General features: G+C 64.9%; 11 protein-coding genes. 8 read left to right on the top strand and 3 right to left on the bottom strand.

The features are described from left to right. Positions 1–9: 9 nt before the first annotated feature. Together AB6M95_RS13855 and AB6M95_RS13850 are read left to right on the top strand one after the other, a co-directional pair. Positions 10–438 carry a response regulator gene (locus AB6M95_RS13855; protein WP_371387338.1) on the top strand — a complete coding sequence of 143 codons (429 nt, stop codon included), beginning with the start codon at positions 10–12 and terminating at the stop codon, positions 436–438. A 35-nt stretch (positions 439–473) separates the two neighbouring features. Next, positions 474–1,997, top strand: coding sequence for an ATP-binding protein (locus tag AB6M95_RS13850; protein ID WP_371387337.1), 1,524 nt, complete (start codon positions 474–476; stop codon positions 1,995–1,997). Between the two features lie 179 nt (positions 1,998–2,176). On the opposite strand, the gene AB6M95_RS13845 is transcribed toward AB6M95_RS13850, so the two are convergent. After that, positions 2,177–2,692, bottom strand: a complete 516-nt coding sequence (locus tag AB6M95_RS13845) for a hypothetical protein (protein WP_371387336.1) — start codon at positions 2,690–2,692, stop codon at positions 2,177–2,179. Positions 2,693–3,047: 355 nt separating this feature from the next. Next, positions 3,048–4,319 carry a permease gene (locus tag AB6M95_RS13840; RefSeq protein ID WP_371387335.1) on the bottom strand — a complete coding sequence of 424 codons (1,272 nt, stop codon included), beginning with the start codon at positions 4,317–4,319 and terminating at the stop codon, positions 3,048–3,050. A gap of 172 nt (positions 4,320–4,491) precedes the next feature. Between AB6M95_RS13840 and AB6M95_RS13835 the strand changes: the two genes are divergently transcribed. Further along, positions 4,492–5,217 (top strand): 4Fe-4S double cluster binding domain-containing protein, encoded by a 726-nt coding sequence (locus AB6M95_RS13835; protein WP_371387334.1) that lies wholly within the window; start codon positions 4,492–4,494, stop codon positions 5,215–5,217. A 10-nt stretch (positions 5,218–5,227) separates the two neighbouring features. Here AB6M95_RS13835 and AB6M95_RS13830 read toward each other — a convergent pair whose 3' ends face one another. Continuing rightward, complete coding sequence (locus AB6M95_RS13830) at positions 5,228–5,539, bottom strand: TIGR03905 family TSCPD domain-containing protein (protein WP_371387333.1); 312 nt, start codon at positions 5,537–5,539, stop codon at positions 5,228–5,230. A 673-nt stretch (positions 5,540–6,212) separates the two neighbouring features. Here AB6M95_RS13830 and AB6M95_RS13825 point away from each other — a divergent pair. From AB6M95_RS13825 to hydA, 5 genes are read left to right on the top strand one after another with little or no spacing between them, the layout of a single operon-like run. Next, positions 6,213–7,286 (top strand): ABC transporter substrate-binding protein, encoded by a 1,074-nt coding sequence (locus AB6M95_RS13825; protein ID WP_371387332.1) that lies wholly within the window; start codon positions 6,213–6,215, stop codon positions 7,284–7,286. Positions 7,287–7,289: 3 nt separating this feature from the next. After that, the gene (locus AB6M95_RS13820) at positions 7,290–8,414 is read left to right on the top strand and encodes an ABC transporter ATP-binding protein (protein ID WP_371387331.1); all 1,125 of its coding nucleotides are present in this window, start codon (positions 7,290–7,292) and stop codon (positions 8,412–8,414) included. Continuing rightward, on the top strand, positions 8,411–9,298 hold the full coding sequence (locus AB6M95_RS13815; RefSeq protein WP_371387330.1) for an ABC transporter permease: 888 nt from the start codon (positions 8,411–8,413) through the stop codon (positions 9,296–9,298). Before AB6M95_RS13820 ends, AB6M95_RS13815 begins: the two co-directional genes overlap by 4 nt. Continuing rightward, positions 9,298–10,080: an ABC transporter permease gene (locus AB6M95_RS13810; RefSeq protein WP_371387329.1), complete on the top strand. Its 783-nt coding sequence runs from the start codon at positions 9,298–9,300 to the stop codon at positions 10,078–10,080. The genes AB6M95_RS13815 and AB6M95_RS13810 overlap by 1 nt, the downstream gene beginning before the upstream one ends. 20 nt (positions 10,081–10,100) lie before the next feature. Next, positions 10,101–11,501, top strand: coding sequence for a dihydropyrimidinase (gene hydA, locus AB6M95_RS13805; protein WP_371387328.1), 1,401 nt, complete (start codon positions 10,101–10,103; stop codon positions 11,499–11,501). The last annotated feature ends 357 nt before the right edge of the window (positions 11,502–11,858 follow it).

Genomic DNA, 11,858 nt, shown 5'->3' with positions numbered 1-11,858 from the left:
AGGTGTACCATGACCCACAAGGCGAGAATCCTCGTGGTCGACGACGAAGACCGGTTCCGGCAGTCCCTGTGCCGCCTGCTGAGCGCGGAGGGCTTTAGCGTGGACTCGGCCGAAAGCGGGCTCGACGCCCTGAACAAGCTGGCCACGAACGAGTTCGACGTGGTCCTGCTGGACATGAAGATGCCCGGCATGTCGGGCTCGGAGACCTTCAACGAAATACAGTTGCAGGGCTTCGACGTGGAGACGGTCTGCCTGACCGGGCACACCTCCATCAGCGACGCCATGAAGCTGCTGCACAACGGGGTCTTCGACTACCTGCTCAAGCCCGCGTCCATGCCGGAGATCCTCGAGACCGTGCAGCGGGCCATGGAGCGCAAGCTCCTGCGGCACGGCGAGATCGGGGTATCGGAACTGATAGACGGATCGGGAACCAGATAGGCCGCGCGGCCAAAAGGACGGACCGGAGAACGTTCATGGACGATTTCGCATACGAAAACCTCGGCGTCTGCTACTGGAACGGGACCCTCGGCCCCTTCAACGTGGGCATCGTCGGCACCGGCTCCATGCTCCGGGTCATGCTCGACATCATCTACAACGAGGCCTTCCGCGAATTCCTGCCCGAGATGTGCCTGTCGGCCATCAGCGACACCAACCCCAACGAGCCCCTGCCCGAGGACTGCGAGACCTGCCCCGTCTACCCGACCTACCGGGAGATGCTCGACGCCCACCCGGAGATCAACCTGGTGGTGGAGATCACGGGCGACCGGGGGATCACGACCGCCCTGCGCCGGGAGCTGCCCGACACCGTGGCGCTCATCGACCACCGGGAGCTGATCTTCCTGTGCGGGCTGCACGACATGGCCGTGGTCAAGGGCCACTACATGACCAGCCTGGACCACCAGCGCTCCCTGATCCAGTCCATCATCGACGAAATCCGAGAGGACATCTTCCTGCTGGACAAGAGCGGGAACATCCAGGACCTGAACCGCACGGTCTGGCAGCGGGCGGGCCTGCCGCGCAAGGAGCTGCTGGGTAGGCCGTGCTGGGAGGCTGCCCGGCTCCGGGACGGCTCGACCTTCTGCAGCCAGCTCGACCCGGTCTGCCCCTTCCACAAGACGCTCCTCAGCGGCCGCAAGGAAGAGGCCATGGTCACCCGGGTCAACGGCAGCGGCCTGCTCCAGTACTACCGGCTCTACGCCTACCCCATCTTCGACATGCGCGGGCAGATGTCCCACATCATGGTCATGCACCGCGACATCACCGAGCGGACCCAGCGCGAGAAGTACAAGCAGCAGCAGGACAAGTTCGCCATCATCGGCGAGATATCCACCTACCTGGCCCACGAGATCCGCAACCCGCTGTACGCGGTGGGCGGGTTCGCCAACGCCTTGCTGCGCTCCCCCAAGCTGGACGCCCAGGAGCGTGAAAAGGTCCAGATCATCGTGGAGGAGACCCAACGCCTGGACAAGCTCCTGACCAACATGCTCAATTTCGTGCGCCCCACCCCCGGCCCGGGCTCGGCCGTGGACCTGGTGGCCGTGTGCCGCGACGTGGCCGAGCTCATGGACGTGGGCTACGGCCGCCAGGGCTACAGCATCGTCATCCGGGCCGCGGACCACCTGCCCGCGGTCCAGGGCGACGCCGATTCCCTGAAGCAGTGCCTGGTGAACATCACCAAGAACTCCATCGAGGCCATGCCCGACGGCGGCGAGATCGTCATCGCCCTGTCCATGGGCGACGGCGACGTGATCGTGCGCATCACGGACACGGGCACGGGCATGAGCGAGACCGAGTTGGACCGCGCCTTCAACCCCTTCTACTCCACCAAGGCGGGCGGCAACGGGCTGGGCCTGCCCCTGATCAAGAAGATCATCGAGGAGTCCGGGGGCAGCGTGACCCTGGCCAGCCGCCCCGGCCAGGGCACCACCGTGACCCTGCACCTGCAACCGGCCGTGGACGTGGAACATCCCGCGCGGCTCGAGTCGGACGATATTTAAACCCCTCCCCTCACCCCACCCCAAGCAGAGAACCCCCGCGTCGCAAGGCGCGGGGGTTCCGGTTTGCGGGGGACGCCCCCGGCGGGCAGGCCCGAAAAACCTAAGGCCCCGCGCATTGCTGCACGGGGCCTGCCCTGCGGGGCTTGCGGATGCCCCTGACGGGAAGAGGAGTGCCCGGACTACTCCGGGGACTTGGGAGAAGGTGTGGTGTGTTGGGGGGAGGGGAAAGCGGGGCCGATGTGCTCCGGACCTCCCTGGGCCAGCTCGCGCCGAACCTCTTCGAGGTCGATGATGCGCGGAGCCACCAGGGTGAAACCCGAGGCGTCGCACCAGTCGTGGCTGGTGGCGAACTCGTTGCCGTAGCGGATTTCGTCCAGGATGTAGTAGCCCTCTTCGCCCATGATGCGGTCCCACTGGTGGACCATGAACTCGAACTTGGAGGGGTCGTACTCGGAGACATCGCTCCACTTCCAGGAAAACTTGCATATTTCATTGTCGAAGCCGAGCACGCAGAGGTACTTGGCCCGGCTGTCGAGGTACATGCGGCGGCGGATCTTCAGCGGATTGGCGATGATGCGGTTGTAATCGAACTCCACGGGCTTGCCGTCCACCGAAACCTGGATGTTGCACATGTCGTCGATGCGCATGCCCCAAGTGGCGGTCTTGCCCTTGCGCCACCATTCCAGGGCTCTCATGGAGTAGACCTCGGATCCGTACTTCTCGATGGTGCGGGCCGTCTTCGCGGAAACCGGATGCAGTGCAAGGTCGCATGAGTGACCGTGTGCGCTAAATACTATTTCCATTATCCTCACTCCTTGTTGGGTGGTCGCGTTTCTTTCCACCCAACTTTGCATAGGGCATGCCGCCTGGGCCGATATCAAAATAATTTTTTCACTTATTTGATTTTATTGAATAATAATTTTTACGCGATGCGAAAAAATCCCCGCTTTGCAAGATTCAGGTCGTGCTGGCGCGATATTGCAAGGCCATTGCCACGGGTCTTGCGCGTTCACACAGGGATTTTGCGGGATGATAATGCGCGGCGGCCGGTCAGCCCGCGAGCAGGGGGACGGACACGCCTCCGGCCAGCCAGGCGAAGGCGGCCATGGCGAACCAGAAGAGCAGGCGGTCGCCCAGGCCGGGCGAACCGTGGGACATGCCGCCGTGGCCGTGGGACATCCCCCCGTGGCCGGAGGCGTGGTCCATGCGCGCGGCCATCTCGGCGCGGTCGGCCCTCCGCTTCCACAGCCAGAAGGCCCCGGACATGACCGCGAAGGCGATATCCAGAAACATGGTGTAGTCCACGGCGAAGAATTCGCGGTCGGCCATGATCTTCCCGGCCGTGCTCCGGGGCAGCATGTCGAAGGCGGCGAACCCGTAGTGTAGGACCACGGACGTGGCCACCAGGGCCAGGAGCAGGACGCCGACGAGGTAGAGGGCCATCTTCCAGCCGTAGTAGCCCGCCTGGATGCGGACCACCGGGAAGACCACCAGGTCGCTGAACAGGAAGGCCATGACCCCGGCGAAGCTGACGCCGTTGGTGAAGAGCACGGCGGCCAGGGGCACGTTGCCCATGGACCCGATGAAGGTGAAGAAGGCCGCGACCGGGCCGACCAGGGCCTGGGCCAGGACCTGCCAGAAGGCCGGATGGGCCGCCCCGGAGTCGATGAACAGGGTCTGGAAAAAGTCGCGCGGCACGAAGGTCGCGATGATGCCCGCCACGGTGAAGCCGATGGCCACGTCCTTCCAGACCATGTCCCACTCCATGCCGTAGCGCCGGGCCACTCTGAGCCAGCCCTCGGGCGAGCGGATCAGGGTCCGCCAGTCCGGGTTCTCGTCCCCGTCGCCGTCCCCGGCCCTTTCGCGGGCGTGCTCCCTGGCCTTCTCCTCCAGCCCGTCCGGCAGGGTCAGGGCGACCACGGCCCACATGAAGGCGATGAGCAGGACGCCGCCCAGGTATTCGCCGACCACGAACTGCCAGGAGAGGAACAGGGCGATGATGATCCCCAGCTCCACCACCAGGTTGGTGGAGGAGAGCATGAAGGCCAGGGCGGGCACCAGCCCGGCCCCCTTTGCGAAGAGCGAGCGGGTGGTGGACAGGGCCGCGAAGCTGCACGAGCTGGACAGGAAGCCGAAGAAGGTGCCGAACGCGACGCTCCCGGCCGAGGCCGTGCCCATGCCCCGCTTCATGCGGCTGCGGGTGACGAAGACCTGGATCAGGCTGCTGACGAGATAGCCCAGCCCGAAGGCCCAGAAGGCCGTCCAGAACAGGCCGAGCGAGGTTACCGCCGATTCGTTCCATAAGGTGAAAAACGTCTTCATGTCCCTCCCTGCCTCATTGATTGCGGTCCATACAACGGACCAGCATAGCACAGAAGGGCCCCTGCGGCAAACGGACGGCCGGAGGAAGCCGTCCCGTGCGTTGTCCCAACCCGGGGAAATGTGACGGGAACGTTCGCTTGTAAGAAGGCGCGGGCGCTGCTAGCCTGCCCGCATGAACACTGAAGAACTCAAGAAACACGCGGTGGATGCGGGCGCGACCGTGGCGTGCATCGCGGACCTCGACCGGCTCCGGGGCATCGAGACCACGCCCCCGGACCTGCTGGACGGATTCCGCTTCGCGGTGTCCATGGCCGTGGCCCTGAGCGGGCCGATCATCGAGACCATCACGGACCGGCCCACGCCGATCTACGCCGCGCACTACTCACGGGTGAACGCGCTACTGGACGAGGCGGCGCTGCGGGTCACGCGGTACATCGAGGAACGCGGAGCCCGGGCCATGCCCCTGCCCGCGAGCCAGGTGCTCGACGCGGTGCGCAACGTCTCCTACCTGTCGCACAAGGCCGTGGCCGTGGCCGCCGGGATCGGCTGGCAGGGCAAGAGCCTGCTCACGGTCAGCCCGGACTTCGGGCCGCGCATCCGGCTGGTCACGGTGCTGACCGACGCGGACCTGGTCCCGGACGAGCCCCTCAAAAACCGCTGCGGCGGCTGCACCAAGTGCACGGACGCCTGCCCGGCCGGAGCCATCAGGAACGTGAACACCGACTCGCACTACGCGTCCAGGGACGAAGCCCTGCACTTCGAGCGCTGCGTGCACCACGTGCGCGAGGTCTGCGCCAGGATGGAGAACATCGGCTCGTCCATCTGCGGCGTATGCATCAAGGTCTGCCCCTGGGGCGCGAAGAAGCCCGCCAGGGCGGCCCGGCCGGTATCCGGATAAGGGTTTCGGATCAGCGGGCGGCGCCCAGCAGGGCGACGCAGAGCTGGTCGACGCAGGAAGTGTCCTTCTTGCCGCAGGTGATGCCCTTGAGCTTGTCGACCACGTCCGTGACCTTCATGCCCTCCACCAGGGCGGAGATGGCCTTGAGGTTGCCGTCGCAACCGCCGGTGAAGTCCAGGCGGGTCAACCGGCCGTTCTCCACCTTGTAGCGGATCATCTTGGAACAGACGTTCTCGGGCTTGAAGGTTTCGAGGTCGTCAGAGGCCGGAGCGGCCAGGTCGAGGGGGGCAAGCGGAGTGAATTCGGAGAGATTGGATTTCATGTCTTGGACGATGTGGGGTTGAGGTTGGCGAAACGGCCCGGAAAGCCAGGCCCGGTCGGTCGGAGCCAGTGAAAAAACCGCTTCCCGCCCGAGGCGGTCCGCGGTCCCGGCCGGTGACGAAAGAGACCGGCGCGCTCCCGTGTTCACGTGGAGAAACGCAACATACCCCCCGGTGGCATATTCCGCAAGAACAAACCCGCCTCCCCGCCCGGCCCGCCCCGATTTGTGTGACACATAATTGTCAACCTGAGTATCACTTCGATAACCCGTTCTTTTTCCATCCCCGAACGGCCTGAAAAGTCGCCATATCAACAAGTTGAAACCGCCATACAGTCAGCCGCACGCCCGCATATTCTCAAAATGATACAAATGACGTCCCCGCCGCGAGGCGTTCGGAACGTGTTCGGCAAGAACCTCGCCAGGTCCGAAACGAGCCCTGAACGCGGTCCGTGCGCCCGGCCCGAAACCGGCCGCAAGTCAGACGGGCCAATGGCTGCCGATTTTTTGCAATAACGGAAAAACTGGAAAATATGCCCTACAATCAATCCGTTGTTTTTTACATTTTGAACAATCCAGCCCATCTCCATTCGCTCGGTGGTACGCATATTGCTCAAGTTGTCCGCATCAACAACGCTCGCCCGCCAACCGAGCAGCACCACACCAAGGAGGACGTATGCGCAGAAGGGAGTTCCTGAAATATTCGGCAATGGGCGCCATGGGCACCATGCTCGGCTCGGTTCCGGGCTTGTCCTGGGCCGCCGACAAGGCCGTGCACTGGCTGACCTGGGAGAACCTGGCCTACGACAAGTACGTGGCCGACTTCGTCAAATCCACCGGCATTTCCATCGACAAGGGGTTCATCGGCTCCGATGACGAACAGTTCGCCAAGATCCGCGCGGGCGGCGGGGCCGACTGGGATCTGATCACCCCCGGACTGGACAAGGTCGAGCTCTACGTGGCGGCCGACCTGCTCCAGCCGCTGGACCTTTCCAAGATTCCCAACGCGGCCAAGCGCTACGCCCCGTTCATGAACACCCCGCTGGGCAAGAAGGACGGTAAGACCTACGGCATCCCGTTCTACTGGGGCATCAACCCCATCGTCTACCGCGCCGACCTCATGGACAAGGAGCCCGACTGGTCCACCCTGTTCGAGGGCGAGAAGTACAAGGGCCGCCTGGCCATGCGCGACTATGCCCTGGAGGCCATCGCCATCGCCGCCATGTACGTCGGCATCCCGCGCGAGCGCATCTTCAAGATGGACGACAAGGAACTGGCCGAATGCAAGAAGGCCTGCATCGCCCAGAAGAAGCTGCTGCGCACCTACTGGAACTCCATCGCCGACCTGACCAACCTGTTCGCCACCGGCGAAGTGGTCTGCGCCTTCTCCTGGGTCCCGCCCTACTACGACCTGCGCGCCAAGGGCATCGACATGGGCATGGCCAAGCCCAAGGAAGGGGTCATCGGCTGGTGCGACACCTGCGCCATCCCCAAGGACGCCTCCCCGGAAGGGGCCGCAGCCGCCCACGAGCTGATCAACTACGTGCTCGACCCGGACTACGGCTACAAGCTCGCCCTGGACGGCCCGTACGCCATCTCCACCTCCACGGCCCGCGACAGGCTGACCCCGGAGGAGCAGGACCGCATCTTCATCAAGGACCTCAGCGTCATGGACAGCTTCGTCTGGAAGGAGAACCCGGCCGACTATGGCAAGTGGGTCCGCATCTGGAACGAAGTGAAGGCCAGCTAATACATGAACCGCCATTGCACAACGACCCCGGCCTCCAGCGTCCTGCTGGAGGCCCGGGGCCTGATCAAGGACTACGGGTCGTTCCGCGCCGTGCACGGGGTGGACTTCGACATCCCGGACGACTGCTTCGTGACCATCCTGGGCCCGTCCGGCTGCGGCAAGACCACCATCCTGCGCATGATCGGCGGGTTCGAGTCCGTGACCGACGGCTCGCTGACCCTCCAGGGCCAGCCCCTCATGGGCGTCATGCCCTACGAGCGGCCCATCAACACGGTCTTCCAGAACTACGCCCTGTTCCCGCACCTGCGCGTGGCCGACAACGTGGCCTTCGGCCTGAACCTGCGGGGGCTCCCCAAGATCGAGGTCAAACGGCGCGTGGACAAGGCGCTCGAAACCGTCAAGATGGAGTCCATGGCCGCCCGCTACCCGTCCCAGCTCTCGGGCGGACAGCAGCAGCGCGTGGCCCTCGCCCGCGCCTTCGTCAACGAGCCCAAGCTGCTCCTGCTCGACGAACCGCTGGGCGCGCTGGACCTCAAGATGCGCCGCCACATGCAGGTGGAGCTCAAGGACCTCCAACAGCGGCTGGCCATGAGCTTCCTCTACGTCACCCACGACCAGGAGGAGGCCTTTGCCCTGTCCGACGTCATCATCGTCATGAACGGCGGACGCATCGAGCAGGCGGCCTGCCCCGAGGAGATCTACCACGCCCCGGTCAACGCCTACGTAGCCGACTTCATCGGCGGCGCGAACCTCGTTTCGGGCACGGTCATCTCGGTCGACACGTCGTCCGGCAAGGCGGCCATCGAGACCCCGCTCGGGACCATCGAGGCCGCGTGCAGCCCCACGGTCGCCGTGAACGAGCCCGCCTGCCTGTGCATCCGGGCCGAGGACACCCAGCCCGTGGGCGCGCCCGAGGCGCAGTCCATGACCTTCAAGGCCACGGTCACCCACGTGGTCTTCCAGGGCAGCGTCAAGATGGTCGAGGTGGAGGTGGCCGGGCAGCGCATCGTGGCCAGGCTCTCCCACGACGTCCCGGCCGAGCCCGGCGAATCCCTGGACCTGGCCGTGCCGGGCCACCGGCTGCGCGTGGTCCACGGCACGCCCCCCGAGGGAGGCGGCGCGCTATGAGCTCAAAGCGCATCGACCGCGTCCGGCAACTGACCCTGCTGGCCCTGACCGGACCCAACGTCCTGTTCCTGGCCGTCTTCTGCGTGGCCCCCCTGGCCGTGCTCTTCAGCTACAGTTTTTTCCAGGTGGACTTCGTGGCCATCGTCCGCGAGCCCACCCTGGCCAACTACGCCCGGGTGCTCGAAAGCGCGACCTACCGGGGCCTGGTGGTCAAGGCGCTGCTGTACGGCATCGGCATCGCGGCCATCTGCTCGGTCATCGCCTACCCCCTGGCCTTCTTCATCGCGAAACGGGTCAAGGTCTACAAGGCCCCGCTGCTGACCCTGCTGCTCATCCCGCTGTACACCGGCGACCTGATCCGCATCTTCGCTTGGCGGGTGGTCCTCGGCGCCGAGGGCGTGCTCAACTCCCTGCTCATGTGGCTGGGGATCATCAAGGAGCCCATCTGGGTGCTCCTGTTCTCGCCCTTTTCCACGGTGGTGGTCCTGACCTACAACTACCTGCCGTTCATGGTCCTGCCCCTGTGGGCGGCCATCGAGGCCATGGACGACTCCTACCTCGAAGCCGCCATGGACCTGGGCTGCCGCCACACCGCCACCTTCTTCAAGGTGGTACTGCCCCTGACCGGGGCCGGGCTCATCGCGGGCTTCATGATGGTCTTCGTGCTGGTGGTCGGCGACTACCTGACCCCGCAGCTCATCGGCGGGTCCTCGGGCGTGACCGTGACCAGCGCCATCCACGACATGTTCGGCGCGGCCTTTGACTGGCCCACGGGATCGGCCCTGGCCTGGGTGCTGCTGACCGCCATGGCCGCGTTCATCACCGCCACCGTGTACCTCTTCTACAAGTCCCCCTGGGGACGCGGCATCAGGGGGGCGAAATAATGCGCATCTCCGGCTGGGCCGCCCTGCGCGGCTACTCCATCGCGGTCTACGGCTTCGTCTACCTGCCGATCATGCTCATGGGCCTGTTCTCCCTGAACTCCTCGGACATGATCGCCTTCCCCCTGACCGGATTCACCTTCGACTGGTACAACCAGATCCTGCACGACGGCCGCATCTTCAAGGGCCTTTTGACCACCATGGCCGTGGCCTTCCCGGTGACCATCATCACCACGGTGCTCGGCTCCATGGCCGCCCTGGTCCTGACGCGCCACAAGTTCAAGGGCAAGACCGCCTTCCTGGCCCTGCTCGTGCTGCCCTTCTTCGTGCCCAAACTCATCTTCGCCATCGCCCAGGTGACCTTCCTCAACGACGTGGGCATCGCCAAGGGCCTCTACACCGTGTGGATCTCCCAGGCCATGATCATCCTGCCCTTCGTCACCGTGATCATCGCCTCGGTCCTGTTCCGCGTGGACAAGCGCCTGGAGGAGGCCGCCGGAGACCTCGGGGCCACGCCCTGGCAGACCTTCCGCCGGGTCACCCTGCCGCTCATGAAGAACGGCATCCTGGCCGGATCGTTCGTCTCCTTTGTCCTGTCCAACGCCGAGTACACGGTCTCCTACTTCACCAGCGGCCGGGCCCAGCCCCTGTCCGTGCTGGTGGCCTCGGACTTCCGGTTCCACCTCTCCCCGAGCCTGAACGCCCTGGCCATGCTCATCGTCCTGTTCAACATCCTGGTCATCGTCATCAGCGAATGGTTCCGGCGGCGCTCCGTGCAGGCCTGACCGGAACACGAGGCAACATAATGAAACTGCTCATCAAAAACGGCCTGGTCGTGAACGCGGACCGCTCGGAAAACGCGGACGTGCGCATCGAGAACGACGAAATCAAGGAAGTGGCCCCCAACCTCAGCGCAGGCCCGGACTACCGCGTCATCAACGCCCAGGGCCTCATGGTCATCCCCGGCGGCATCGACCCGCACACCCACCTGGAGATGCCCACCCCGGTCACCCGCACCGCCGACGGCTTCGACAACGGCGGCCTCGCGGCCCTGTCCGGCGGGACCACCATGGTCATCGACTTCATCAACCCCAAGTACGGCCAGTCCTACCTGGAGGCCTGCGACATCTGCATGGAACGCGCGGCCAAGGCCACCTGCCACTACTCCTACCACGCCACCGTGACCTGGTTCGACGAGCAGGCCGCGAAAGAGCTGCGCGTCCTGGCCGAGGAACGCGGCATCAACTCCTTCAAGCACTTCACCACCTACAAGGGCTCGCTCATGCTCGAGCCCGACCAGATGCTCGCCAGCTTCTCCCTGGCCCGCGAACTCGGGGCGCTCTGCACCGTGCACGCCGAGAACGACGAGATCATCGCCTACATGCAGAAGAAGCTGCTCGAAAAGGGTATCACCCACCCCAAGGGCCACGCCCTGTCCCGGCCGCCCATCGCCGAGGGCGAGGCCACCTACCACGCCATCGCTTTAGCCAAGATCGCGGGCGCGCCGCTGTACATCGTGCACATGAGCTGCGAGGACGCCCTGCACGCCGTGACCCGCGCCCGGCAGTCCGGCCAGGAGGTCTACGCCGAATCCCTGTGCGGCCACCTGCTCCTGGACGAGTCCGTCTATTTCAACAACGACCCCGAGATCGCCGCCCGCTACGTCATGAGCCCGCCCTTCCGCTCTCCCGAGCACCGCGAGGCCCTGTGGGAAGGCATCCGCCGCGGCGACATCCAGGTCACGGCCAGCGACAACTGCACCTTCACCCAGGCCGACCGCAACCGGGGCCTCGACAACTTCACCAAGATCCCCAACGGCGCGCCCGGCCTCGAAGACCGCATGCGCATCGTCTTCAGCGAAGGCGTGGCCAAGGGCCGCATCACCCCGGAACAGTTCGTGGCCGTGACCTCCACCAACGCCGCGAAAATCTACAACATCCACCCGCGCAAGGGCGTCATCGCGCCCGGCGCCGACGCCGACGTGGTCCTCTGGGACCCGAAAAAACAACACACCGTGTCGATCAAGACCCACCGCCACGCCATCGACTACAGCGTGTTCGAAGGCATGACCTTCACCGGCTCGCCCGTCATGACCATCCTGTCCGGCGACGTCGTCTTCGAAAACGGCCAGGTCACCGCCCGACCCGGCCAAGGCCGGTTCATCCCCCGCCCCCCGCGCCAACGCATCCCGCCCTGCCACAGCTAGGCGGCGAGACAAATAAAAAAGGCCGGGTGCGCTGTTGCGCGCCCGGCCTTTTTTTGCCTCCGGCGGCCAGAGGGGGAACCTCTTGGAAGAGGTTCCCCCTCTGGACTCCCCCTCCAGAACTTTTTATCGCCGCCTTCGGCGGAATCCGTGCGCACGCGGGGGACGTCGTTTTGAAATGAAAACCAATTGGCGTAACTCTCCCCGCGAAGCGGAAACAAAAAGTTTCGGAGGGAAAGGGGGATGGGGGTCCGGGGGAAGGGGGAAAGGGGGTACAGCCCGGGTACATAGGTAACACATTAGCCCGGGAACATGGGTAACACTTTGGGCATGAGAGCCTGGAGGTGCCTATGCCCTGGA

The sequence above is a fragment of the Pseudodesulfovibrio karagichevae genome (assembly GCF_041414475.1).
GTDB classification, from domain to species: Bacteria; Desulfobacterota; Desulfovibrionia; order Desulfovibrionales; family Desulfovibrionaceae; genus Pseudodesulfovibrio; species Pseudodesulfovibrio karagichevae.
The sequence above is the reverse complement of the archived record's forward strand: the minus strand, read 5'-3'. Positions and strand labels throughout refer to the sequence as shown.